This is a genomic window from Streptomyces sp. NPDC110618 (assembly GCF_055657065.1).
In genome coordinates this window covers 17,403-42,483 of record NZ_JBVKBN010000013.1, presented here as the reverse complement: position 1 = coordinate 42,483, position 25,081 = coordinate 17,403, and the positions used below count along the sequence as shown (strand labels likewise).

The window sequence follows — 25,081 nt, the reverse complement described above, 5'->3', positions numbered from 1 at the left end:
GGCGGCGGTGCCCGCCCGAGCATAGTCGGGGCTCGGCAGCGCCCTTCACCGGGCACTTTTGTGCTGTCGCCAAGCTCACGTATCACGAATGTGAGCGGCCCTTTAAAATTTGAGTTACTTAACGGTAATTAGCGCCAGCATCACAGCGTCTTTGGAGCGTGAGAGACCTTGGCCGGATCGGCTGACTTCGACCTGTACCGCCCGTCCGAGGAGCACGACATGCTCCGCGACGCCGTCCGCTCCCTGGCCGAGGCGAAGATCGCGCCGCACGCCGCCGCGGTGGACGAGGAGGCGCGTTTCCCGCAGGAGGCCCACGACGCCCTGGTGGCCAACGACCTGCACGCCGTGCACGTCCCCGAGGAGTACGGCGGCGCCGGCGCCGACGCGCTCGCCACGGTCATCGTGATCGAGGAGGTGGCCCGCGTCTGCGCGTCCTCCTCCCTGATCCCCGCGGTGAACAAGCTCGGCTCGCTGCCGGTCATCCTCTCCGGCTCCGAGGACCTGAAGAAGAAGTACATGGGCCCGCTCGCCAAGGGCGAGGGCATGTTCTCGTACTGCCTCTCCGAGCCGGACGCGGGCTCGGACGCGGCCGGCATGAAGACCAAGGCCGTGCGCGACGGCGACCACTGGGTCCTCAACGGCGTCAAGCGCTGGATCACCAACGCGGGCGTCAGCGAGTTCTACACGGTGATGGCCGTGACCGACCCGTCGAAGCGTTCCAAGGGCATCTCCGCCTTCGTGGTCGAGAAGGGCGACGAGGGCGTCTCTTTCGGCGCCCCGGAGAAGAAGCTCGGCATCAAGGGCTCCCCGACCCGCGAGGTCTACCTCGACAACGTCCGCATCCCTGCCGACCGCATGATCGGCGAGGAGGGCACCGGCTTCGCGACCGCGATGAAGACCCTGGACCACACCCGCATCACCATCGCGGCCCAGGCCCTCGGCATCGCCCAGGGCGCCCTCGACTACGCCAAGGGCTACGTCCAGGAGCGCAAGCAGTTCGGCAAGCCGATCGCCGACTTCCAGGGCATCCAGTTCATGCTCGCCGACATGGCCATGAAGATCTCGGCCGCCCGCGCCCTGACCTACCAGGCCGCCGCCGCCTCCGAGCGCGGCGACGCCGACCTCACCTACCTCGGCGCCGCCGCCAAGTGCTTCGCGTCGGACGTGGCGATGGAGGTCACGACGGACGCCGTCCAGCTGCTCGGCGGCTACGGCTACACCCGCGACTACCCGGTGGAGCGCATGATGCGCGACGCGAAGATTACGCAGATTTACGAAGGCACGAATCAGGTTCAGCGGATCGTGATGGCTAGGAACCTTCCCTAGCTGCGTTTTGCAGGTCAGGGCTATCTTTACGGCCCCGAGGAAGGCTCTCGGCTTCCCGCCCGTTGGGCCCCGATCGGGGGCGTTCATGGGCGTCATGCTGGGGGAATCCTGGGCGACTGGCAGGCTCAAAAGGGCCACTGACCAGCACAAACAACACAGCCCCCGGCGTGATGCCGGGGGCTGTTGTCGTACGTGGATCAGGCAACCTCTGACGCCTCCGTGGGGTCGTCCGCGCCGGGCGTCAGCATCGTCGCGATGGCGGCCCTGCCGCGCTGCTCAGCCCCTTCGAAGATGTAGTGGTAGTGCTCCCTCAGCACGTCCGTGCTGCTGTGGCCCATCCAGTCAGCCACGTCGTTCTCCGGGACTCCGGCGTACAACAGCCACGACCCGTAGTAGTGCCGGAGTGAGGGGGACGGTACGCCCTGGCTCGCCTTCGTCCCTGCTCTAACCAACCAAAGGAACAGCCCCGGCCACTGGCCGGGGCTTCTTTGTTGCTTAGATTACTGGGCAGGACACGCCAGTTCAGGCTTCGAGCGATTCGGGGAACACGTCACCACAGCCAGAGACAGGTACGAGGGGCGTTCGAGGTAGAAGCCGAACGACACATCAGCCCCCGAGCCCAGCCGCTCAGCAACGGAGTTGACCAGCATGGACAGACGGGTGGTGTCGCGGTCCCTCTCGGCGGCGAACCGGTGCGCGTACTCGGCCAACTGCTCCCCGAGCCATGACGCCGCATCCTTGGCCTCATCCCAGGTGCCCCGAATCAAGGAGCGCGGCTTGATGAGCCAGTACGCCGTTTCCAGCGGTGGCAGGTCAACGGTTGGGAACTCCGCCGCCACCTCCCGGTAACGCTGGATCAGTTCCGGCTTACCTCCAGCCGGGGGCGGCTCAGGATGCGGGGGTCGCCGTAGGGCCTCATTGTCGAAGCGCTCTTTGGGGCCGGTCCATAGATAGCCGTGGTGGTGCACGAGTCGTTCCCGTTTCGAGACGTGCCAGCCGGGCACGGGCCCAGGGACGGGGGATGGACCCGGCCCGGCTGACGGAGAGGGAGGATCAGACGTTGAGGCCGAACCGCGCCGGGTCGATCCCGGCCGCGTCCAATTCCTCCGTGGTGAAGCGGAGCGGCTGTGCGTCTGGCCGCTTGCTGTCGCCCAGGGCCCAGGCGTTCTCACCGATCCGGGCCAGGGTCACGCACCCCTCGGTACAGGGGCCGCCGCACGCCTTCACGAACGAGGCCCCGTCGATGTCGAACCCGTACAGGTCGGTTCCGTTCAGCACTACTGCACCTTCCTGCTCAACTAATCGCGGCCATGGCTGACCGCCGCCGCCCATCCCGGGCGGGAGTTCAAGGGACGAGAAGGAGAGACTTCAGCGTCCGGAACCTTGGCCGCGTTCCGTGCAGCGCCAGCACTCGCATGGCGGCCAAGCGCTTGTGAGCAGCGGCGGAAGATCGTCCGTCGTGGCCACGGCTTGCTCCGGCCCCCAGGTCTGCCCTGAATCGCGAGAGACCCGCATGGTCATCAGGGGGCGATCGGCGAGGAGCCTTGAGTCCGCTCCCTTTCTCATGACGCGTGCGCCTCTGCGTGGTGCTGGCGCATCCGTACGTTGGCGTCGGATACGGCGCTGTAGTCGAACGTGGAGCGGGCGTTCTCGCGGGCTACCGATATCGACAGGCAGTCAGCGCAGCCGGGTTTGGGTGACGGCTCGTGCGGTGGCTCAGACAGGCACGTCCGTGCGGTCGTGTGGGGTCCAGGATCGGAAGTTCTCTCTTCGCTCTCCATGGCGCCATCTTCGGCGGGCTACGGATGCGGCTCTAGCCTGTTTCCTGTTCCCGCAAGAATTCGTCGCGGATACCTTCGACGAGGTCCCGCATGTCGTCGCCGGACAGCGCCACACGTTCGAACCCGTAGAATTTCTCTACGTAGATTTCTACGTCCCTGGGATCAGTGACGAGCACTTCGGCATGGACCGTCTCGACGGTGACCGTGCGGTTGTCCCGGATCGCGAACGAGTGGTTCGCGACGTCATTCTGCTGAACGCTCAACGGGACTACTCGGATGTCGATATGAGACAGACGTGACATCGAAACAATCCGGTCCAGCTGGGCAGCCATCATCGACGGCGGAACAAGCCGCCACCGCAGAACGGGTTCTGTGATGATGAACCGCAACGACTTCGTGCTGTCGTAGAGAATTGCTTGGCGTTCCAATCGGCAGTTGACAGTGCGGTTGAGGGTGTCTTCGCTTAGGTTATGACGTTGCAGAACGGCTCGAATGTACTCGGGAGTCTGGAGCAGGCCCGGAACCAGAGCCGGTTGGAACATCCGCAGCGCTGACATCTGAGCTTCAAGAGCCTTGACTTCCTGCTGGCCCTTGTGGACACCAACCCGTTTCAACAGCCGCCACTCGGTAGTCTCCGTGCCGGCCGTCCGAGCGGCATCGGTGTACTCGGCCTTGATCTCCTCGGACACCCCGATGGCGATCAGGATGCGCTCGACGTCCGTCGTGCTAGGCGCGAGCTTCGCATTCTCGATCTTGGAGAGCTTGGACGGAGACATGAGGGCACCACAGGCGACTGCTTTGGCCTCCTTCCCGGATGCCTGACGCAGTGCCCGCAGCGCAGCCCCCAACTGTGCCCTGTTCACGCCCCGTACTTGGCCCACCATTCAGTGAACGGCTCCGCGTGGGCGAGTGCCGCGTCACGGTGCCCGACGAATTCCGCCGTTCGTTCCGATGGCAGGACTTCCGAGCCCAGGTACTTTCCGGCGCCGTCGTAGTTCATTACGGCCACGGTCTCGGAGTCGAAGAGCCAGAAGTCAGGTACGTTCTGCAGAGGGCTCGGCCTGTCGGTGATGTCGAGAATGAAGAACTCCTCGCCCCCGGACATGTTCTTCTGGTATCCCCACCCGAGTTCGAACCTAAGATAGTCCGTGAGCGGGCGGCGCAGAATGTGAACCCGGTATACTCGTTTCCCTTTTCTGGTGTGCGAGCGGAGTTCTTCGACCCAGCCCGCGTTGTAGCCGTCCGGCTGTGGCTCCCCGGCCAGGAACGCGTGATAGGCGTCGACGTTCCCAGACTTGCTGTAGTCATCGAGGATTTCCAGCCGGAACGCCTCACGCTGGAACGTGTCGAAGAGATCCCCGAGGGTCCTAGATGAGGTTGTCACGGATGGCCTTCTGGATCAGTTCCATCGGGATCTCGACCAGGGTTTCGTGAGCGGGAATCTGAAGCCCGTGATCGGTCGGAGTCTCCCCCTGGACCAAGAGTGTGCCGCGATCCGTCGCGTAGATCGTCGGGCAGTCCGTGATGTCGCACGTGCTGACCAGCTTGGTGACCTTCATGGTCCGGGTTCCCTCCCGCGCTGCTGCCAGTACCCCGCATCTGGGTTGATGCTCCCGAGGCCAGGGCGCGCAGGTCAAGCGATCACGGTTGACGGAACGGGAAACCGCGTAACCTCCCCGGAGCCTGCCGCTCCTCCGACCGGTCGGGGAGGCTGCCACCAGTACCGCGCCGACCTGGGCAGACTCCTGACGATCATGGGGAAACGCTGGGGAGCGCTCTGCCAAGAAGGGGGTCCGTGCAGGTCAGCGTCGTATGGCCCGTAAAGCACGCAGGTCTACGAGGGCACGAATCAGGTCCAGCGCATCGTCATGGCGCGCAACCTGCCGTAAGTCGGACCCCGAGTCGACGGCCCCCGGTGCGCGAAAGCCGCCGGGGGCCTCGCCGTTTGCTGGACCTTGGTCAAGTTCCCGCCAAAGAGGCCGAGTTGTGCCTACGTTGGGTGCGCACCCCCGATCGCCCGTGTTCGAAGGAGACCGCGCCCATGTCCGACTCCACCACGCCAGCGCCCGACGACGAGGGCGTGGCACGCACCGCACGCCTGCGCACCGATGTCTCGCACTCGGCGCGGATCTGGAACTACTGGCTGGGCGGCAAGGACCACTACCCGGTGGACGAGGAGGTCGGCGACCAGATCCTGGGGTTCGTCCCGGCCCTGCCCCGCTCCGCCGTGGCCGACCGCCAGTTCCTCGCCCGCGCCGTGCGTCACCTCGCCGGGGAGGCGGGGATCCGGCAGTTCCTGGACATCGGCACCGGACTTCCCACCGCCGACAACACCCACGAGGTCGCCCAGCGCGTCGCGCCGGACGCCCGGATCGTCTACGTCGACAACGACCCGCTCGTCCTCACCCACGCGCACGCCCTGCTGACCAGCTCCCCGGAGGGCGCCACCGACTACATCGAGGCCGACGTCCACAACCCGGAGACGATCCTGGAGGGCGCCGCCCGCACGCTGGACCTGTCCCGGCCGGTCGCCATCACCATGCTGGGCATCATCAACTTCGTGCTGGACACCGACGAGGCCGTCGCCATCGTGCGCCGCCTCCTGGACGCCGTGCCCTCGGGCTCGTACCTGGTCATCTCGCACCCCACCACCGAGGTCGACGGCGAGGCGATGAAGTCGGCGGTGGAGTACTGGAACAGCCAGGGCTCGGCCCCCATGACCCTGCGCAGCCGCGACGACCTGGTCCGCCTCTTCGAGGGCGTGGAGCTGCTGGAGCCCGGCATCGTGTCCTGCTCCCGCTGGCGCCCGCAGACCCCGGATGCCGAGATCGTCGAGGTCACCCACTTCGGGGGTGTGGGCCGCAAGGCCTGAGCGCGGCAACAGAAATCCGCCGGGCCCCTGGGAGGCCCGGCGGATCTGTGTGGTCCCCGTTGGCTCAGTTGCCCTTGACCGTGACCTTCTCGTCGTTGTTGAGCTGCTGCACGAGCTGCTTCACCTTCGCCTGGTCCCAGACCAGGTTGCCGCCCCGGGAGCCCGAGATCGGCATGTTCATCGACGTGCCGTCGCCGCCGGTGACGCCCTTCATCGCCCAGAACATCGAGGCCAGGTCGAACAGGCCCATGTCCTTGTCCACGATGAGCGTGTCCAGGCCGGCGCTCATCGTCGGGTACAGCTTGAAGGGGTTCAGCAGGGTGCCCGGCGTGGCCGTCTGGCCGGCCAGGGCCGCCAGGAACTTCTGCTGGTTCTTCGTACGGTCCAGGTCGGACCCGGCGAGCGCGTAGCGGGTACGGACGAAGGCGAGCGCCTCCTCGCCGTTCAGGGTCTGCTTGCCCTCCTTCAGGTCGGCGCCGGACTTGGAGTCCTTGATGCCGCCCTTGGGGATCTCGATCTCGACGCCGCCGACCGCGTCCACGATGTTGGCGAAGCCCGCGAAGCCGATCTCGACGTAGTGGTCGATGTGCAGCCCGGTGTTGTGCTCCACCGTCCGCACCAGCAGCTCGGGGCCGTCCTCGGCGTAGGCGGCGTTCAGCTTCACGCGCCGGCCGGTGCCCGGGTAGGTCTTGCCGGACTCCGAGCCCACGAAGGTGGGGATCTCCACGTCGGAGTCGCGCGGCAGCGAGATCAGCGTCGGGCCGTTGTCGCCGGTGTGCAGGATCATCATCGAGTCCGTGCGCTTGCCCTCGGCGGACCCGGTGTGCAGCTTCTTCTTGTCCTCGGCGGACATGCCCTCACGGCTGTCGGAGCCGACGATCAGGTAGTTCGTGCCCTCGCCCGCCTCCGGCCGCTCGATGACCTTGGACAGGTCGACCTCGCGGTTGAGCTTGGAGTCGGCCCAGAAGTAGGTGGCGACGGTGGTGACCACGAGCACCGTGACGGTGGTGATGGCGGTCCACTTGATCCGGCGCCGCCAGTCCGGCGCGGGCCGCGCCCCGCCGCCGTCGCCGCCGTGCCCCTGGCCGCCGCCGGGGGGAGAGCCGTAGACCTCCCCGGTGTTGTAGCCGCTGTCGTAGCCGTCGTGACCCTGGCCGTCGACGTACGACGGCTGGGACGGCACGCCGTACGGCGGTGCCGCCGGGCCACCGCCCTGCGGTGCCGCCGGACCGCGGCGGACCTGGCGCATGACACGTGCGCTCTCCGGCTGGGCACTAGCGCTGCCGTGTCCGTAGCCGCCGCCACCGCGGTTGTCGTCGGACCATCCCTGGGGCCAGTTGTTCATGCGCCCCAGTGTGCAGGCAAGCGCTGTGTGTCTTACAAGGGTCGACGGAAAATAGGGGCACGGCTGTTGCGAACTCAACACAAAGTCCCCGGTTCGTCCCCTCGGCATAAGGTGGACGCCATGACGCACCAGGTCCCCACTGCGGAAACGGCTACTTCGGACATCCCGGGCAAGCCGACGTCCGCGTCCCGCACCACGCTGAGCCACATCATGACCCACAACGACACCAACCTCCTCGGTACGGTGCACGGCGGCGTGATCATGAAGCTGGTCGACGACGCCGCGGGCGCGGTGGCCGGCCGGCACAGCGGGGGGCCGGCGGTCACGGCGTCCATGGACGAGATGGTGTTCCTGGAGCCGGTCCGCGTCGGTGACCTGGTCCACGTGAAGGCACAGGTCAACTGGACCGGCCGGACCTCCATGGAGGTCGGCGTCCGCGTCCTGGCGGAGCGCTGGAACGAGTCCACCCCGCCCAGCCAGGTCGGCTCGGCCTACCTGGTCTTCGCCGCGGTCGACGCCGACGGCAAGCCCCGCGTGGTGCCCCCCGTCCTCCCCGAGACGGAGCGGGACAAGCGCCGCTACCAGGAGGCCCAGATCCGCCGCACGCACCGCCTGGCCCGCCGCCGGGCCATCAAGGAACTCCGCGAGAAGCGCGCGGCGGAGGGCATCGAGGACTGACCTCCCGGCACCGGCTGCCCGGAGCTACTTGCAGACGACCTCGTCGCCGCGCACCACTCCCGACTCGCCCTGCCCGGGGTTCACGGCGCGCACCTTGCGTACGCGTTCGAAGTCCGAGCCGGCGATCACCTTCAGGGTGGGGCCGAGGCCCTTCACCGCCCGCAGTTCGCTTCCCGGCAGGGCTGCCGACAGGGACTTCGCGGAGCGGTCCCAGCGCGGGTCGTAGGCGACCACCGTGCGCTTGACGGTGCGGTCCGCGGCGTTCACCGGCATCCCGGTGGTGCGGAAGCCGGTCGCCGCGAGCGCCGCGTCCACGCGGCGGCCCAGGCCCTCGGTCGCGGTGCCGTTCTCCACCTGCACGCGGATCTGCTGCGGGGCGACGTCGACCTTCAGGGCCTCGCTCCTGGTGCGGTACGGCGCCAGGGGCTTGTCGGCGCGCAGGGCGGCGAAGAGCAGGGCGGACCTCTCCGGGTCCCACTTCAGCGTGGAGCCCACGCCCTTGACGGTGTAGCCCATCTGACCGATGGGCACGGTCGTGAACTCCGACGAGGACGGGGAGAAGTTCCGCATCGCCCGCCCGAGGTCCAGCAGTTCGCCCGTGCCGAAGCCCTTGTCCGCCCGCACCGAGCCCAGCACCGCCCGGGTCACGTCCCGGAACCTCAGCGGATTCAGCAGGATCCCGGAGGACGTCGCCCGCTCCACCAGCGCCGCCAGGAACCGCTGCTGACGCTGCATCCGGGTGAGGTCGGAGGCGCCGTCGACATGTCGGGCCCGCACGTACTGCAGGGCCTCGCCGCCCTTCAGCTCATGGGTGCCCGCGGGCAGGTCGAGGCCGGAGTACGCGTCCTTCAGCGGCTCGGACGTACAGATCTTCACCCCGCCGAGCACGTCCACCGTCTTCATGAAGCTGGTGAAGTCGACCTCCAGATAGTGGTCGATCTTCACCTTCGTCATCGTCTCCACCGTCCGCACCGTCAACTGCGGCCCGCCCTCCGCGTACGCCGCGTTCAGCTTCAGCGGATGCCCGTGATGCCGCTCACCGGTGGTGGCGTCGACGTGGTCCGGCGTCATCGCGTAGGAGTCCCGCGGCAGGCTCACCACGCTCGCCCGCTCCCGGTCCTCCGAGATGTGCACGATCATGATCGTGTCGGTGCAGTTGCAGGGCGCCCCGCCCAGCCGGTACCGCTCCCGCTGCTCGGGGGAGATCCGGTCCCGCCCGTCCGTGCCGACCAGCAGCACGTTCATCCCGTGCCCCGCCTGCGGGCGGTTCTTCATGTCCTTGAACGCGTCCACCCGCGCGATGTCCGCGTCCAGACTGGACAGCACCGAGTGCCCGATCCCGGCGGACGCCAGCACCACCACCGACAGCGTGGTGACCACGCGCATGGCCCAGCGCGGCCTCCTGCGTCGTACGGGAGGCCGCGGGCGGCGCTGCGGAGGTCTGGCGGGGGAGCGGGGCGCAGTGGGCATGAGGGACACCTCCGCGAAGGCCTTACATGGGATCTTGAGCACCGTAGGCCCATACGATCTGCGGCCCGGGGCACCGCCCCGGGCGGCGCGCATCGGTGTCCCCCGTTCGCGGTAACGCGAGCCGCGCGAGCCAGGACCTAGAAGGTGAAGTCCGGGTTCACATGCATGCAGGCGTTCTCGTCGGCGCCGTTGAGGGCCTTGTCGGCGTCCGGCATCTTGTCGTCCCGCTCGGGCGCCTTGTACGCCGTGCCCTCGCGCCAGTCCGCGCCGACGACCAGGGTCACCCCGGTGACGTCCGTGGACCGCTTCACCGAACTCAGCGGGATGCCCAGGGACTTGGCGACGGCCTGGGCGTCGCCCTCCAGCTCCGCGCTCGGGAAGCGGACCACTGTGCGGTCCTCGCTCAGCGCGGTCGAGGCGTCCGCGACCGCCCGGGTGAAGCCCTCCTCCTGGAGCAGTCCGGCGACCGCGTTCGCCCGCCCGCTCGCCGGTGCGAGGGTGTCGGTGCGGGTGCCGTTCTGCACCTGGACGGTGATCTCGTCGTCGGGCGCCGCGGGATCGTCGGAGAGCTTCTCCTCGGCCTTCGCCTTCTTGGCGTCCTTGCCGTCCAGCGCGATGTCCTCGCGCACCAGCCGGAACAGCTGCTCGGCGTCCTCGGTGGGCTCCACCTGCACGCCCACGTACCGGTTGGGCATCGTGGTCATGGTGATGCGCTCCGGCTTCACCTTGCGCAGCTCGTTGCTGAGGTCGTAGAGCTTCTTGACGTCGTCCAGGCCGGGGTCGACGGTGAGCGCTGTGGTGGCCTCCTCGGCGAGCCTGCGCAGCTTCAGCGGGTTGCTGAGCGTGGCGTTCTCGCGCAGCTGACGGACCATCGAGGTCATGTACATGTGCTGCGCCTTGGCGCGGCCGAGGTCGCTGCCGTCCTCGAAGCCGTACCGGGTGCGCAGCCACTGCAGCGCCGTCTCGCCCTTGATCGAGTGGGTGCCCTCCTCCAGCTTCAGACCGGAGCCGTGGCCCAGCCTGTCCCGGGAGTGGATGTTGGCGTCCACGCACACCGGGACGCCCCCGATGGCGTCCGCCATCGACACCACGCCCGCGAAGTCGACCATGATGAAGTGGTCGATGTGGATGCCGGTCAGCTCCTGCCAGGTGGCCACCGTGCAGCCCGGACCGCCGCGCTGCAGGCTCTGGTTGGTGGCCACGCGCCCGTTGCTCGCCGGGTACACCTCGTTGTCGTCCGGGTCCGTGCACTTGGGGATCTGCACGAGGGTGTCGCGCGGCATGCTGATGACCGACATGTTGGACCGGTCGGCCGACAGGTGCAGCAGCATCTGCACATCCGCCCGCGCCGGGGTGCCGAACGTCTCCCGGGCGCCGCCGAGCCGCTGGTTCTCCTTGCTGTCCCGCGCGTCCGAGCCGATGAGCAGGATGTTCAGCGGGACCTGACCGGCCGCGTTCGGGGTCGGCTTGGCGACCTTGTTGTCACCCAGGTTCAGGTCGTCGTGTCTGATGTTGCCGTTCAGGTGCTGGTAGTAGAGGTAACCGGCCCCCGCCGTCCCCACTATCAGCACGGCGAGCACGGCCGCGGACCACTTCATGATCCGCCGTCCGCGGCCCGGCCGTCGTCTGCCGCGCCCGTCCAGGCCCTCCGGACCGTCGGCCGTCCCCGCGCCGCCCCCCTCGGCGACCGGAGCGGCCTCCCGCACGCTGCTCTGCATCACTTACCGTCCCTCCCCACCCTTGCCGGTCGGACCGCCCCACCCACGACGCCACGGAAGGGGCCTGTCGTACGTCATGTCAGACGCTCGACAGGCCCTTCAGGTCGCCTCAGTTGCTCAACCGGCGCATTCAACCTTGTCAGCCGTCGACTTCTCCACGTCCGGCGTCTTCGCCGAGGAGGAGTCGAGCTTGATACCCGCGCCCTTGAAGTCCTTGCCCAGGATCAGCGTCATCGTCGGCAGACCCTGGGAGTTGGTCACGCTCTCGCCGGGCTTCATCGCGGACCCGGAGAGCCCCATGATCGCCGCCAGCCGGCGGGCCTGATCCGCCTGGTCGGGAGCGTACTCCAGGGTCGTCTTCGCCTGTACGGCCTCCGCGTTGCCCGCGTTCTCCGACTTGGTGACGCCCTCCTGGTTCTGGAGGTACAGCAGCTGCTCCTGGGCGCTGCCGGAGGCCGCGCCGCCGTTGAGGATGCGTACGCGCACCTCGGAGGCGTCCGCCTTGGTGCCCTTCAGACGGGCGGCGACGGCGGCCTTCTCCTTCTTCTTCTGCTTCTTCACCTCGGTGAACGACACATCGTTCTTGATCATGTCGAAGACCTGGGGCGCGGCCTCGGCGACCACCACCGTCGCCTTGACCACCTCGGCCGGGTTGTCCTTGACCGGGACCGTGGTGAAGGTGATGTTCTTCGTCGGCACCTTCTTCAGCTCCAGCGCCACGTCCTTGAGCGTGCTGGCCTTGCCTATGGCCTTGTCGACGGTCAGCGCGTCGGTGGCGGCCTCGGCCAGCTTGATCAGCTTCTTGGGGTTGGTCAGGGTGTCGCTGGAGGACATCTTGCGCATCAGCGAGCCGAGGAACTGCTGCTGCACCTTGATGCGGTCCAGGTCGCTGCTGTTCTGGTACGCCTTGCGGGTACGGACGAAGGCAAGCGCCTGCTCGCCCTCGATCTTCGACTCGCCCTTGGGCAGGTCGAGTTTGGACTTGGTGTCCTTGATGGGGCGGTTCAGGCAGACCGTGACGCCGTCCACGGCGGAGGTCAGGGTCTTCACGGCGTTGAAGTCGACCATCATGAAGTGGTCGGGCTTGATGCCGCTGAACTCCTTGACCGTCTGCATCGTGCAGCCGGGGTCCCGGTCGCTCTCGCCGAGGCTGCGGTTGAAGCGCACCTGCTGCAGACCGGGGATGACCTTCTCGGTGCCGTCGTCCAGCTTGGTGCTGCACTCCGGGATGTCCACGATCAGGTCGCGCGGAATGCTCATCGCGGTCGCGTTCGACCGGTCCTTGGAGACGTGCAGCAGGATCGTGGTGTCCGCGTGCCCGACGCTGTTCTTGTCGCCGTAGCCGGAGTTGCCCTCGCCGGTGCGCCGGTCCGTACCGATGATCAGGATGTTGAAGGCCTCGTTCTTGCGGAAGCTGCTCGCGCCCGCGTCGCCGACGTCGATCGTGTCGACGTTGCCCTCAAGGTGCTTCAGGTACAGATAGCCGCCCGCCGCGGTGGCGACGAGCACGAACGCCATCGTGCCGCCGGTCCACAGCAGCGCCTTCTTGGCCTTGGAGCGCCCGGCGGGCTTGCCGGCCTTGCGCCCGCGCCGGCCCGGCGGCGGCTCCTCCGGCGTGCCCCGGCGCCTGCGCGGCGGCGGCACATCGCGGCCGGGGGCGGCGGGCGGGGCCGTGGTGGCGTCGGGGCGTCTGCGTGGACCGGGGACGGGGGCCTGCCGCGGTCCCGGCGATTGCGGTGCGGAAGGACTCAGTCGCAATTCGTATTCGCCGGTGTTCGGGTTGAGTACCCATTGGTCTGCGGGGTCGATGTTCTCCGACCGTCCACGGCCTGCGTCCACGGTTGTCCGAATCCTCCGTCGGGAAGGCGCCGCGCGGAACTCGCCGCGTGGCCCGATGCACCGGATCGCTCACACTATCCGCACGATTCGGCGCGGAGCGACGTCGGTGAGAAATTCCACGTGCGTACAACCGATTCAGGTGTCCCTACATCCGGTCAATTCGTTCCATTTCCCTGAACTGACCGGTCATCCGCGGTCACTTCGCGCACTGGACCTGATCGGCTGTGGACTTCTCCACGCCCTCGGGGGTCTTCCCCGAGGAGGCCCCGCTGACCGGAACACCGGCCCCCTTGAAGTCCTCCCCCAGAATCAGCGTCATCGTCGGCAGCCCCTGCGCGTTGGTGACGCTCTCCCCGGGCTTCATGGCCGACCCGGAGAGCCCCATGATCGCGGCCAACCGCCGTGCCTGGTCGGCCTGTTCGGGGTCGTACTCCAGCGTCGTCCGCTTCTGCCCGGCCTCCGCGTTGCCCGCGTTCTCCGACTTGCTGACGCCCTCCTCGGTCTGCAGCCAGGTCACCGTCTTCTGGGCGCTGCCCGACTCGGCGCCGCCGTTGAGGATGCGTACGCGCACTTCGGAGGCGTCCGCCTTGGTGCCCTTGAGCCGGGCGGCGACGGCTGCCTTCTCCTTCTTCTTCTGCTTCTTGACCTCGGTGAACGACACATCGTTCTTGATCATGCCGAACACCTCGGGTGCCGTGGCCTCGTTGAGGACGACGGTCGCCTTCACCGTCTCGTTCGGGTTGTCGATCACCGGGACCGTGGTGAAGGTCAGGTTCTTGGTGTTGAGCTTGCCCAGCTCCAGACCCAGGTCCTTCAGCTTGCCGATGCTGTCGAGCTGGGAGTCGACGGTGAGCGCCTCGGTGCCCGCCTCCGCCAGCTTCACCATCTTGGTCGGGCTGGTGAGCGTGTCATTGGACTTCAGCTTGCGCATCAGCGCGCTCAGGAACTGCTGCTGCAGCCCGATCCGGCTCAGGTCGCCGCCGAAGCCCACCGAGTGCCGGGTGCGTACGAAGGCCAGCGCCTGCTCGCCCTCGATGGTGTGGGTGCCCTTGGACAGCTTCAGATGCGAGTCCGGGTCGTCGATGTCCTTGGCCAGGCACACCTCGACCCCGCCGACCGCGCTGGTCAGCGTCTTGACCGCGTTGAAGTCGGCGACCATGAAGTTGTCCGCCTTGATCCCGGTCAGCTCGGTCACGGTCCGCACCGTGCAGCTCGGCGTACGGCCGCTCTGCCCGAGGCTGGTGTTGAAGCGCACGCCCTGGGAGCCCGGGATGACCTTCTTGGACCCGTCCTCCTGCGTGGTCGGACAGTCCGGGATGTCCACGATCAGGTCCCGGGGGATGCTGAGCGCGGTGGCGTTGGAGCGGTCCTTGGAGACGTGCAGCAGGATCGTGGTGTCGGCATGACCGGGGCTGTTCTTGTCGCCGTAGCCGGCGTTGCCCGAGCCGGTGCGCTTGTCGGTGCCGATCAGCAGGATGTTGATGGCCTCGTCCTTCTTGAAGCCACCGGTGCTCGCGCCGTCGTCCGGCACGGAGTCGATGTTGTCGTTGAGGTGCTCCAGGTAGAGGTACCCGGCCCCGGCGCCGGCGATCAGCAGGAACGCCATGGTGCCGCCGGTCCACAGCAGGAACTTCTTGGCCTTGGACTTCTTCTTCTCCGGCCGCCGCCCGCGCCGCGTCGGCACGGGCTCCTCGGGCACCCCGCGCCGTCGCCGCGGCGGCGGGACATCGCGTCCGGGACGCTGCGGGGCGCGTACGGGGGTGGCGGTACGGGAGGCTGCTCTGCGGGGTCCGGGAACGGCCGACTGCGCTCCGGATGGGGTCAGTCGCAATTCGTATTCACCGGTGTTCGGATTGAGCACCCACTGGTCTGCGGGGTCGATGTTCTCCGCCCGCCCACGGCTTTGCGCGTCCACGGTTGTACGAATCCTCCGTCGGGGCCACGCGGGCGCCTTCCCCCTCCAAGGCGCTCGGGTCTCTGTCGGCCGGTGCGAGCCCCGACATCCCCGGACGGAACATCGAAGCCGGGCGCACCGGGGCGCTCACACTATCCGGCCGATTCCGCGCGGAGCGACGCCGGTGACAAACTCCACGCCCCTACAAACGGGCAATACGGAGCAATTCCCCGAACAAGGGTTCCGTCCTTTGGTGAGCGCTTTACCCGCAGTCGTTCTGCGCGGCCGTGTTCCCCCGGAAGGTGGGAGCGGGCGAGGAGTCGGCGCGCGCCCCGGAGCGACCCTTTTGGCTGACTTCGACGGGCGTGTCGGTACGCAGCCGCTCGAAAAGCCTTTCCGCCTCGGGCTCGATGAGCTGATCGCGATTGGCGTTGTAGACGTACGACTCCCGCGGGACGGTAAGGAATTGCACACGTTCCGTGGGGATGTCGCGCACGCCACGCACAAGTTGGTACAAGCCCCGCAAACTGGCCAGCCCCGGATCGGTGGTCAGCGAAGAGGTGGCGGCATCCAGCACCGGATACAACCGCACCGGATTCAGCAGTACGTCATTGCTCTGCACCTTGTTGACGAGCGCCCCGAGGAAACGCTGCTGCCGGTCCATGCGGTCGGTGTCACTGCCGTTCCCGAGCGACTTCCGCGCCCGCACGTACCCGAGGGCCTGCTCCCCGTTGAGCGTTACCCGTCCCGCAGGAAGCCGCAGCTGGGCATCTTTGTCCCGAATGGGCTTCTTGAGGCAAACCTCCACCCCGCCCACCGCGTCGACCATGTCCTTGAACCCCCGGAAGTCGACGACCATGTGGTGGTCGATCCGCACCCCGGTCAGCTTCTCCACGGTCCGCACGGTGCACGCCGTACCGCCGATCTCGAAGGCGTAGTTGAACATCGCGAACATGGGCTCGGACCGCTTCCCGTCCGCCCGCCGGCACCCGGGCACGTCCACCATCAGATCCCGGGGTATCGAAACGGCGGTGGCACTGCGCCGCCCGGCGGCCAGATGCAACAGGATCGTGGTGTCGGACCGCTCGGTCCCCGAGTCCCGCCCGTACCGCCGGTTCCCGGCCCCGGCACGCGAATCGGACCCGATGACGAGGATGTTCCGGGCCCCCTTGACCAGTGAGGTGGGCCGCTCCTTCTCGTACCGGGCGAGTTCCGCGGCCGCGGCCTCGTCGGGCGTGATGTTCCCGTCGAGCTTCACGTAAACGGCCCACCCGGCACCGACGGCTCCCAGCACGACCACTCCGACCCCGGCACCCACCCCCCGAACCCACCGCCTGCGCCGCCGACGTATCAGCCCCACCCCACTGGCCCGAGCCCCACCAACAGAACCGATCACGTCACATCCACCCCTAACGGCGCACGGGCGTGTGTCTCCCTGGTCTCTCTATGACGATGCCGTGGGTGGGGAGCGAGCGCCGGATGCTGTTAGCCCGAACGGGCGACTTCCGGCCCGTCCGGCGTTTGAGGACGAGGCCGTTCAGGCCGATGGGGGGCCAGGGGGCAACGCCCCCTGGTGGGGTCGAAGGGGCGAAGCCCCTGGAGACGGGACGGGAAGGGGCGGCGGGGGCGAAAAACACCCCCACCCCCCGGAGGTGCCGTCACCGAGCCACCGCAGTAACCCGCTCACTCTCAATCCGCTTGGCCAACGCCTCCTCGCCCAGCACCCCGAGATTCCGGCACAACACCACAGACCCTCCCGTGGCCAACGCCCCGTACAACCCCGCGCTGAGCCCTTCCCACGTATCGAACCCAAGCCCCGACAGAATCCGAGACCCCGGCCCATTCAGCCCCAACCCCGACGCCTCGTCCCGCGCCCGCTCCACAACCTCCGCCGCCGAGAACTCCCGCCCGGCCACGATCAGCGCCGCCCCCTCCGGATCCACCGGCGAGAACGGCACGAACCGATCCCCCTGCCCCGGCACCTCCACGGCGTAGTCCAAGAACCCGCCCGGCGCCTGAGGGAACCGTCCCCCCAGCGGCCGCAACGCGAGAGCGACCCGCTCCCCACCACAGACCCGCGCCGCGTCCAGCGCATCAGGCCCACTCACCACCACATCCGCGGCCGCCGCGTCCCCGTCCATGTCGGCGACCACCCCCACGGACGAACACGCGAGCAACCACACAGCCGTCTGCCAGTGCGCGGGCAGCAACAGCGCGACCCGATCCCCGGGCCCCGCCCCAAGATCTCCTTGCAGCAGATTCGCGGTCTTGGCCACCCAATTGGCGAAGGTGGCCACGGACAATTCGACACGTTCCCCGGTGGCATCGTCGTAGAAGGTCACGAGGGGACGCCCAGGATCCGCGGCGAGCGCGGAACGCAGCAGGTCGGCAGGGGTGCGATCGGTGGCATTCACCCGAGTCAGCGTACGCGCGCCACACCTCCCGTACGCCCCGCCCACCCCCTGTACCCACCACCGATTCGGCGGAACGCCAGCCGACGGCCCGTCAATTCCCCAATGGACAGATTTGTGTGACTATGTCCAACATCAGGGGCATGCATAGAATCCTCGCTTCCTCGATCGGCGTAACCTGCGCGGCCGCACTGGCCCTCCCGCTCGCCCCCGCCACCGCCATAGCGAGTGCGAGCCCCGCCCAACAAGCGTGGGCGCAGGCGCCGACGACCGAGACCACCCCCGAAGGCCACACCGAGTCCCTCCCCCTGAAGCCCCTGAACAGCACCAGGGCCACCGCCACCCCCGCCGCCCCCGAACAGGGCCTGCGCGCCCAGGACGTACGCCGTTTCTCCCTGGTCGGCGTCATCTGGGACGACCCCCGGACCGAACTGCACGGCACGGTCCAGGTCCGTACGAGGTCGACCGGGACCGGCACCTGGTCCGACTGGCAGGACGTGGCGACCCACAACGCCGACCACGCCCCCGACCCGGATGCCTCCGAACGCGCCTCGGGCCGCGTCCACGGCGCCACCGCCCCGCTGTGGGTGGGCGACTCGGACGGAGTGGAGGTACGCGTACGAGCGGAACAGTCCGAGACGACGGACACCCCCATGCTCCCGACGGGCCTGCGCCTGGAGCTGGTGGACCCGGGCGAGGAACCCGCGCGCCGCGCACCGCGCACGGCCTCCGTCACCCGCGCCGACACCCCCGAGGACGCACCCCCCGCTTCGGTCGCCACCACCCTCACCGCCGAAGCGGCCGCGTCCTCCGCCGTGAACACCGAACTCGCTCCCCTGGGCGCCCTGGAGATCCCGCCCCTCACCCCGGAGGAGACCCGCCGCGAACTGCTCACCCTGGGCCAGACGAAGCTGGCGGACCTGACGGAGGAACAGCAGGCGAAGCCGTACATCGGCCCCCGCCCGCGTATCGTCACCCGCCGCGGCTGGGGCGCCAACGAGTCATGGCGCGAACGGAAGTTCGTCTACACGAGCAAGGTGAAGGCGGCCTTCGTCCACCACACGGCGTCGGGCAACGGGTACACGTGCTCGCAGGCGCCCTCCGTCATCCGCGGTATCTACCGCTACCACGTGATGAGCATGGGCTGGCGGGACATCGGCTACAACTTCGTCGTCGACAAGTGCGGAACCATCTACGAGGGCCGTGCCGGTGGCGTCGCCAAGCCGGTACTGGGTGCCCACACACTTGGTTTCAACTCGAACAGCATGGGGATCGCCCTCCTCGGCAGTTACGGCACGAAGAAGCCCTCAAAGGCGTCCGTGAACGCCGTAGCCGGTCTCACCGCGTGGAAACTCGGTCTCTTCGGCGCGAATCCGCGCGGAAAGACATACCTGAAGTCCGGAGGTGGCAATCTCTACGCAAAAGGTAGGAAGGTACGACTGGATGTGATCTCCGGTCACCGCGACGGCTTCGCCACGGAGTGCCCGGGCCTGCAGATGTACCGCAAGCTCGGCACAACTCGTGAGACCGCGGCCGAACTGCAGGGGCGCTGACAGGCGTCCCTGACACCGAGGACCACATTCACCGCCATCGGGGGGAAGGCGGATCAATGACGAACTCCGCACTGCCGTCGAGGGCGCACCGTACACGGCCTGCACACAACGGTCTGCATACACTGACCGGCCGAAAGTCAGTTCGGCCGGTCCCGGCAGGAAGCGGAGACAACAGGTGACAGAAGCGATCCTTCTGGTCGGCGGCAAGGGCACACGGTTGCGTCCGCTCACCGTGCACACTCCCAAGCCCATGGTCCGGGCGGCCGGGGTCCCCTTCCTGACCCACCAGCTCGCGAGAGCGAGAGCGGCGGGCGTCGACCACATCGTCCTGGCCACCTCGTACCTGGCGGAGGTCTTCGAGCCGTACTTCGGCGACGGCGCCTCGCTGGGCCTGCACATCGAGTACGTGACGGAGGAGGAGCCGCTCGGCACCGGCGGTGCCATCCGCAACGTGGCGTCCCGCCTCCACTCCGCCCCCGACGACCCGGTCCTGATCTTCAACGGCGACATCCTCACGGGACTGGACATCCGCGCCTTGGTGGACACCCACCAGCGCACCCGAGCAGATGTGTCCCTGCACCTGACGAAGGTGACGGACCCGAGGGCGTACGGCCTGGTCCCGACGGACGAGACGGGCAGGGTGACGGCGTTCCTGGAGAAGCCGCAGACCCCCGAGGAGATCGTCACCGACCAGATCAACGCGGGCGCCTACGTCTTCCGCCGCTCGGTCATCGACGCGATCCCGACGGGCCGCCCGGTCTCGGTGGAACGCGAGACCTTCCCCGACCTCCTCTCCGCCGGCGCCCACCTCCAGGGCATGGTGGACTCCACGTACTGGCTGGACCTGGGCACTCCGGCGGCCTTCGTACGAGGCTCCGCCGACCTGGTTCTGGGCCGCGCCCCGTCCCCGGCGGTCCCCGGCCGCTGCGGCGACCGCCTGGTCCTCCCCACGGCCAGGGTCGCCCCCGACGCCAAACTGGCAGGCGGCACGGTCGTCGGCGAGGGCGCCTTCGTAGCCGAGGGCGCCCGGGTCTTCGGCAGCACGATCCTCCCCGGCGCGGTCATAGAACCCGGCGCGGTCATCACCGACTCCCTGATCGGCACCCGAGCCCGAGTAGGCGAACGCTCGGTCCTCACCGGCACGGTCATCGGCGACGGCGCGGTAGTGGGCCCCGACAACGAACTGACCTCAGGCGCCCGAGTCTGGTGCGACGCCCAAATCCCCCCGGCATCCCTCCGCTTCTCCCCGGACCAGTAACAACCCCGCACAGGTGACGACACAGCCGGGACGGCACTCCCAGCCCGCCCGACCCTAAGAGCCGCCGGGCGGCTTCCCGGCCCGTCCGGCACTTGAGAACGCCGGCCGGGTGCATCAGCCCGTCCGGTATGTGGGGACGAGGGCCACTGTCCCCAGCCCCCACCCACCCGCAGGTGGCCGCGCGGGCCCGGCATCTCAGCCCGTCCGGTATGTGGGGACGAGGGCCACTGTCCCCAAGCCCCACCCACCCGCAGGTGGCCACGCAGGCCCGGTATTTCAGCCCGTCCGGCGTTTGAGGACGAGGCCGTTCAGGCCGATGGGGGTCCAGGGGGCGGAGCCCCCTGGGCGGGGTCGAAGGGGCGGCAGCCCCTGGGGACGGGAACGGGTAGGGGCGGCGGGGGCGAAAAACCAACCCGCACCCCACCCCACTCACAACCGCCCAATATCCCCCCGAGGCATCCGCGGCGCCCGCCGCCCCGCCACCCGCCCACTCAACAAAATCAACCGAGCCGCCCGATGCCGCTGCCCCGCATACGGCTCCAGCAGCGACAACATCACCGCATCATCCGCATCCCGATTCCCGGCCAGCGCAAACCCCACAATCCCCGGCAGATGCAGATCCCCCACCGTCACCGCATCCGCGGCCCCATGACTCCGCTGCACCACTTCCGCCGAGGTCCACGGCCCCACCCCCGACACAACCTCCAACCGAGCCTGCGCCTCGGCAGGCGCCATGAACACGGCCTCCTCCAGCCGCGCAGCCACCCGCACACACCGCAGAATCGTCGACGCCCGCTTGTTGTCGACCCCGGCCCGATGCCACTCCCACGAGGGAATCAATCCCCAAGTCCGAGCATCCGGCATCACGAACATCCGCCCAGAAGCCCCGGGCACAGGCCCAGGCGCCGGCTCCCCGAACTTCCGCACCAGCAACCGCCACGCCCGATATGCCTCATCGGTCGTGACCTTCTGCTCCAGAATCGACGGAATCAACGACTCCATCACCAGCCCGGTCCGCGTCAGCCGCAACCCCGGCCGCCGATGCCAGGCAAGCGCCACGACCCGATGCCGAGGCACGAAGGCGTCCGGGTCGTCGTCCGCCCCGAGCAGCGAGGGCACCCGCTCCAACAGCCACTCGGCCCCCGGCCCCCACGCCTGAGCCCGTACAGCGGCCCCTTCCAGAGCAACCCGCAGCGTCCCGGGCCCGCAAGGAGTCCGGCTGGCCCGCCACACGGACCCGTCCGGCATGGCACGAAACGTGGGATCCCCGGGCCCCCGCCGCAAGGGCCCGAGCACAAGCCCGAGATCAAGCGGCGCTCCAGGAGCCCAGACCCGCTCCTTCCCACCGGCCGTACCGCCCCCACCGGAGCCCCCACGAGCGGCAGGCACACCGACATGCCCCCCGCGCACAGTCGTACGCGTGGGCCGCGGAGAGAACCGACCAGCCACGAATGAGACCCCAGAAAGAACAGGAACGGCAAAGAAGAAGAGGCCCTACAAGAAGACCACCCCGAAGCTCACCGCACCTCGACAAACGCCGAAGCGTCCCGCTCCCCCCGAGCCCGCGGCTCCTCCGCCGGATGCCCGACCGCCACGGCCCCCATCGGATCCCAGGTTCCCGGCAGCCCCAGCACCTCCCGCACGACATCGCGGCAGAACATGGTCGAGGAGACCCACGCCGACCCCAGCCGTTCCCCGGCCAGCGCCACAAGGAAGTTCTGCACGCCGGCCCCGGCGGCCACCACGAACATCTCCCGCTCCGCGGCGTCCCGCCGCGGATCGCCGTAGTGGTGGGCCCCGTCCATGACGAGACAGGGCACCACCAGATACGGCGCGTTGCGCAGCACATCCCCCCGGCGCACCCGCTTCGCGATGGACTCCTCGCTCTTGCCGTCCCGTCGCAGATCCGCGATCCACGCGTCCCGCATCGCGTCGAGCAGCCGCACGCGTGACTCCTCCGACTCCAGCAGCACGAACCGCCACGGCGTGGTGTGGTGCGGCGCGGGCGCCGTCACGGCCGCGGCGACGGCCCGCCGCACCGCGCCCGGGTCGACCGGCTCGTCGGTGAAGGCCCGGATCGTACGGCGCTGGGTGACCGCGAGCCGTACCGCCTCCGAGGTCCCCAGCCGGAACATGTCGTCACGTCCGCCGCGCACCATGGCCCGCGCCCCCTCCCCGTGCTCGTCGGCCACGACATGCGGAAGACCGCGCACCACGGCGACCGGCAGCCCGGCGGCCTTGCCCTTGACCAGGTCACCGGCCGCGGCCAGTTCGTCCGCGGTCGCCACGACGGTCGCGGCGAGCGGATTGCCGTACGCGTCCGTGCCCCCGCGCAGATCGTCCAGTACGCGCACCCCGGCGGCGCCGATCGCGACATCGGTGAGCCCCGAGCGCCAGGGTCGCCCGAAGGTGTCGGTGACGACGACCCCGACGTTGACGCCGAGGGCCTCGCGCAGCCCGTCCCGGATGGCCCGCGCGGAGGCGTCGGGGTCCTCGGGCAGCAACAGCACGGTTCCGGCGGGGGTGTTGGAGGCGTCGACCCCGGCGGCGGCCATCACCAGGCCCTGCCGGTTCTCCACGATGCGCAGGGTGCCGCGCCGCGCCACGACCCGTACGGTCTCGGCGTCGATCGCGGCCTCCCGGTCGTCCGCCCGGACGACCCGCCCCTCGGCCTTGGACACGATCTTGGAGGTGACGAGCAGTACGTCCCCGTCGGCCAAACCGGGCTCGGCGCCCGCGATCAGCTTGGCGAGGTCGTCCCCCGCGGTGACCTCGGGAATCCCCGCCACGGCCCAGACCCGGTACTCCGGAGAAGCGGCCCCGCTCACGCCCCCCGCACCTCCTCCGCCAGCGCCAGCGCCTCCCGCGCCATCCGCGCGGTGGCGTCGAGGTCCGTCATCATCAGCGGAACCGCGCGGCACCGGATCCCGGCCGCCTCGATCCGTTCGACGGACCCGGCGTCGACGGTGTCGACGAGCCAGCCGTCCAGCAGCCCCGAGCCGTAGTGCTCGGCGACCGCGGCGGCCGTGGACTCCACGCCGACCGCGGCGAGCACCTTGTCGGCCATCCCGCGCACCGGCGCGTCCCCGACGATGGGGGAGAGGCCCACCACCGGCACACCCGCCTCGGCGACGGCCTCGCGGATGCCGGGCACGGCGAGGATCGTGCCGATGGAGACGACCGGGTTGGACGGCGGGAACAGGACGACGTCCGCCTCGGCGATGGCCTCCAGCACGCCCGGCGCGGGCTTGGCCTGCTCCGCGCCGACGGGCACGACGGCCTCGGCGGGGACGGAGGCGCGCAGCCGTACCCAGTACTCCTGGAAATGGATCGCCTTGCGCTCGCCGTCCAGTTCGACGGCTACGTGGGTCTCCACACGGTCGTCGGTCATGGGGATGAGCCGCACTCCGGGCTGCCAGCGGTCGCACAGCGCCTCGGTGACCGCGCTGAGCGGATATCCGGCGCTGATCATCTGGGTCCGCACGATGTGCGTGGCGAAGTCCCGGTCGCCGAGCCCGAACCACTCGGGCCCCACGCCGTACGCCGCGAGTTCCTCCTTGAGGTGGAAGGTCTCGTCGGCGCGCCCCCAGCCCTGCTCCTCGTTGATGCCGCCGCCGAGGGTGTACATCACCGTGTCGAGGTCCGGGCAGACCTTGAGTCCGAAGAGGTGGATGTCGTCGCCGGTGTTGCCGATGACGGTGATGTCCGCGTCGGGCGCGGCCTGCTTCAGACCACGCAGGAACCGGGCACCGCCGATGCCGCCTGCCAGAACCACAATGCGCATGGGAGCAAGCATGGCAGGCGGGTCCGACAACGCGTCGGCCGGTCACGCCAGCGGGACGGCCTCCGCGGCGCACCGGGTGTGCATCGGCATCTCGGTCAGGCCGGGGTAGTACACGTGCAGGCTGACCGCGGGCTCCAGCGCGTCGTTGACGACCTCGTGCACGTAACCCGGCGCGAACACCCGCTGCGCGCCCGGCTCCAGCACGCGCGTGCCGCGCTCGGTGCGCTCGGTGAGGGTGCCCTCCAGGACCGTCAGCACACCGGAGGAGGGGCCGTGGTCGTGCAGTCCGCTGCCCTGTCCGGGCACCCAGGACAGCAGCCACACCTCGTAGCCGGGGCCGGTGCGCAGCCGGTGGTACCAGCGGGTGGTGGCGTCGTACTGGACGAGGTGCGCCCACTGGGAGCGGTCGGCGGCGATGGCGCGGGCCAGGCCGACGAACTCGGCGACGGTGGCCGGGTGCTCGCGCGGGGGCTGCAGCAGGTGGGGTACTTCGAGGATGTCGCCGGCGATCTGGAGGTCGCTGTCGCTGTTCATGGAGTGGGGTGGTTCCTCAGTGAAAGAAGGTCAGAGGGGAACGAAAGACCGAGCAGCGGGGGACGGGGGCCCGGCCTTCAGCTGGAGCGGGGATGGCTCAACAGCTGGGACAGCAACAACAGCTACGGCGAGCGCGGACAGCACCGAGGGACCCGGCGGTGCGGGTCGAGGTGAGTGCCGAGTTCGCGAGCATGCCCACTAGGACAGCGGTTCACACCTGCACTGTCAACTCGGACCCGGAATGTGGGACCGGGTTCACCCCATCCGGTTCATCTGAGTGCCGAAAGGTTTGTTCACCGGAAACGGGGGACACATGGCGCACAACCGGGCCCGCAAGCGGCGTTGCCGTCCCGTGATCAGACTGTGATCCGGTTCGCTTCGGCGCCTGTCCCGGAACGAGATCGAACTGCCGGGCGTCTTTGTCCGTACTAGGTAGGTACGGCCCGGAGGCCCTCCTGGGTCCCGTCTGCATGTCAAGGTTTATGCCGATTTGAACACTTTCCGCTAGACCTTGGTTCCGCAGAGTGAATAAGGGGTCCAATAGCAGATCTCGGCTTGACTCGCCCGGAGCAGCACACTTGTAATTTCACTCGTGTCGTTCAGCCGGAATCGGTAACG

Annotated in this window: 22 protein-coding genes; 5 read left to right on the top strand and 17 right to left on the bottom strand. The window is 68.8% G+C overall.

Features of this window, described 5'->3' with window-relative positions; genetic code table 11:
- Positions 1 to 168: 168 nt before the first annotated feature.
- The gene (locus tag ACZ7L7_RS22345; protein ID WP_285516676.1) at positions 169 to 1,326 is read left to right on the top strand and encodes an acyl-CoA dehydrogenase; all 1,158 of its coding nucleotides are present in this window, start codon (positions 169 to 171) and stop codon (positions 1,324 to 1,326) included.
- 197 nt (positions 1,327 to 1,523) lie between these two features.
- Here the strand turns inward: ACZ7L7_RS22345 and ACZ7L7_RS22340 are convergent, their stop codons facing one another.
- The 6 genes from ACZ7L7_RS22340 to ACZ7L7_RS22315 form a co-directional block, all read right to left on the bottom strand.
- Positions 1,524 to 1,676 (bottom strand): hypothetical protein, encoded by a 153-nt coding sequence (locus ACZ7L7_RS22340; RefSeq protein WP_351206629.1) that lies wholly within the window; start codon positions 1,674 to 1,676, stop codon positions 1,524 to 1,526.
- A 150-nt stretch (positions 1,677 to 1,826) separates the two neighbouring features.
- A complete protein-coding gene (locus tag ACZ7L7_RS22335; RefSeq protein ID WP_285516678.1) occupies positions 1,827 to 2,294 on the bottom strand; it encodes a hypothetical protein in 468 nt (155 codons plus the stop codon).
- Positions 2,295 to 2,379: 85 nt separating this feature from the next.
- A complete protein-coding gene (locus tag ACZ7L7_RS22330) occupies positions 2,380 to 2,604 on the bottom strand; it encodes a DUF397 domain-containing protein (RefSeq protein ID WP_453603421.1) in 225 nt (74 codons plus the stop codon).
- Positions 2,605 to 3,139: 535 nt separating this feature from the next.
- Positions 3,140 to 3,970: a helix-turn-helix domain-containing protein gene (locus ACZ7L7_RS22325; protein ID WP_472076901.1), complete on the bottom strand. Its 831-nt coding sequence runs from the start codon at positions 3,968 to 3,970 to the stop codon at positions 3,140 to 3,142.
- Positions 3,967 to 4,491 (bottom strand): DUF6879 family protein, encoded by a 525-nt coding sequence (locus tag ACZ7L7_RS22320; RefSeq protein WP_285516778.1) that lies wholly within the window; start codon positions 4,489 to 4,491, stop codon positions 3,967 to 3,969. Before ACZ7L7_RS22320 ends, ACZ7L7_RS22325 begins: the two co-directional genes overlap by 4 nt.
- Positions 4,475 to 4,666 (bottom strand): hypothetical protein, encoded by a 192-nt coding sequence (locus ACZ7L7_RS22315; RefSeq protein WP_093723946.1) that lies wholly within the window; start codon positions 4,664 to 4,666, stop codon positions 4,475 to 4,477. Before ACZ7L7_RS22315 ends, ACZ7L7_RS22320 begins: the two co-directional genes overlap by 17 nt.
- Before the next feature lie 482 nt (positions 4,667 to 5,148).
- On the opposite strand from ACZ7L7_RS22315, the gene ACZ7L7_RS22310 reads away from it, so the two are divergent.
- Positions 5,149 to 5,979, top strand: a complete 831-nt coding sequence (locus ACZ7L7_RS22310) for an SAM-dependent methyltransferase (protein ID WP_285516777.1) — start codon at positions 5,149 to 5,151, stop codon at positions 5,977 to 5,979.
- A gap of 64 nt (positions 5,980 to 6,043) precedes the next feature.
- Here ACZ7L7_RS22310 and ACZ7L7_RS22305 read toward each other — a convergent pair whose 3' ends face one another.
- Entirely contained in the window at positions 6,044 to 7,324 is a 1,281-nt protein-coding gene (locus tag ACZ7L7_RS22305; RefSeq protein WP_285516776.1) for an LCP family protein, read from the bottom strand.
- 120 nt (positions 7,325 to 7,444) lie between these two features.
- Here ACZ7L7_RS22305 and ACZ7L7_RS22300 point away from each other — a divergent pair, with 120 nt between their 5' ends.
- Positions 7,445 to 8,002, top strand: a complete 558-nt coding sequence (locus ACZ7L7_RS22300; RefSeq protein WP_285516775.1) for an acyl-CoA thioesterase — start codon at positions 7,445 to 7,447, stop codon at positions 8,000 to 8,002.
- A gap of 24 nt (positions 8,003 to 8,026) precedes the next feature.
- On the opposite strand, the gene ACZ7L7_RS22295 is transcribed toward ACZ7L7_RS22300, so the two are convergent.
- The 6 genes from ACZ7L7_RS22295 to ACZ7L7_RS22270 all read right to left on the bottom strand — a co-directional run bounded on the left by ACZ7L7_RS22295 (position 8,027) and on the right by ACZ7L7_RS22270 (position 17,337).
- Entirely contained in the window at positions 8,027 to 9,472 is a 1,446-nt protein-coding gene (locus ACZ7L7_RS22295; RefSeq protein WP_285516774.1) for an LCP family protein, read from the bottom strand.
- Positions 9,473 to 9,609: 137 nt separating this feature from the next.
- Positions 9,610 to 11,190 carry an LCP family protein gene (locus ACZ7L7_RS22290; RefSeq protein WP_472076898.1) on the bottom strand — a complete coding sequence of 527 codons (1,581 nt, stop codon included), beginning with the start codon at positions 11,188 to 11,190 and terminating at the stop codon, positions 9,610 to 9,612.
- A 117-nt stretch (positions 11,191 to 11,307) separates the two neighbouring features.
- Positions 11,308 to 13,029 (bottom strand): LCP family protein, encoded by a 1,722-nt coding sequence (locus ACZ7L7_RS22285; protein WP_472076896.1) that lies wholly within the window; start codon positions 13,027 to 13,029, stop codon positions 11,308 to 11,310.
- Positions 13,030 to 13,225: 196 nt separating this feature from the next.
- The gene (locus tag ACZ7L7_RS22280) at positions 13,226 to 14,944 is read right to left on the bottom strand and encodes an LCP family protein (RefSeq protein WP_285516771.1); all 1,719 of its coding nucleotides are present in this window, start codon (positions 14,942 to 14,944) and stop codon (positions 13,226 to 13,228) included.
- A 241-nt stretch (positions 14,945 to 15,185) separates the two neighbouring features.
- Positions 15,186 to 16,319 carry an LCP family protein gene (locus tag ACZ7L7_RS22275; RefSeq protein WP_471432647.1) on the bottom strand — a complete coding sequence of 378 codons (1,134 nt, stop codon included), beginning with the start codon at positions 16,317 to 16,319 and terminating at the stop codon, positions 15,186 to 15,188.
- Between the two features lie 262 nt (positions 16,320 to 16,581).
- On the bottom strand, positions 16,582 to 17,337 hold the full coding sequence (locus ACZ7L7_RS22270) for a TIGR03089 family protein (protein ID WP_472076894.1): 756 nt from the start codon (positions 17,335 to 17,337) through the stop codon (positions 16,582 to 16,584).
- A gap of 140 nt (positions 17,338 to 17,477) precedes the next feature.
- Here ACZ7L7_RS22270 and ACZ7L7_RS22265 point away from each other — a divergent pair, with 140 nt between their 5' ends.
- Both ACZ7L7_RS22265 and manB read left to right on the top strand, forming a co-directional pair.
- Positions 17,478 to 18,887: a peptidoglycan recognition protein family protein gene (locus tag ACZ7L7_RS22265; RefSeq protein ID WP_453609307.1), complete on the top strand. Its 1,410-nt coding sequence runs from the start codon at positions 17,478 to 17,480 to the stop codon at positions 18,885 to 18,887.
- Positions 18,888 to 19,062: 175 nt separating this feature from the next.
- On the top strand, positions 19,063 to 20,145 hold the full coding sequence (manB, locus tag ACZ7L7_RS22260; protein WP_285516767.1) for a mannose-1-phosphate guanylyltransferase: 1,083 nt from the start codon (positions 19,063 to 19,065) through the stop codon (positions 20,143 to 20,145).
- A 429-nt stretch (positions 20,146 to 20,574) separates the two neighbouring features.
- On the opposite strand, the gene ACZ7L7_RS22255 is transcribed toward manB, so the two are convergent.
- The 4 genes from ACZ7L7_RS22255 to ACZ7L7_RS22240 form a co-directional block, all read right to left on the bottom strand.
- Entirely contained in the window at positions 20,575 to 21,594 is a 1,020-nt protein-coding gene (locus ACZ7L7_RS22255; RefSeq protein WP_472076892.1) for a DNA-3-methyladenine glycosylase family protein, read from the bottom strand.
- Positions 21,595 to 21,662: 68 nt separating this feature from the next.
- On the bottom strand, positions 21,663 to 22,973 hold the full coding sequence (locus tag ACZ7L7_RS22250) for a coenzyme F420-0:L-glutamate ligase (protein ID WP_453605277.1): 1,311 nt from the start codon (positions 22,971 to 22,973) through the stop codon (positions 21,663 to 21,665).
- Positions 22,970 to 23,929 carry a 2-phospho-L-lactate transferase gene (gene cofD, locus ACZ7L7_RS22245; protein WP_285516764.1) on the bottom strand — a complete coding sequence of 320 codons (960 nt, stop codon included), beginning with the start codon at positions 23,927 to 23,929 and terminating at the stop codon, positions 22,970 to 22,972. Before cofD ends, ACZ7L7_RS22250 begins: the two co-directional genes overlap by 4 nt.
- A gap of 42 nt (positions 23,930 to 23,971) precedes the next feature.
- A complete protein-coding gene (locus tag ACZ7L7_RS22240) occupies positions 23,972 to 24,463 on the bottom strand; it encodes a cysteine dioxygenase (RefSeq protein WP_093723933.1) in 492 nt (163 codons plus the stop codon).
- Between the last annotated feature and the right edge of the window lie 618 nt (positions 24,464 to 25,081).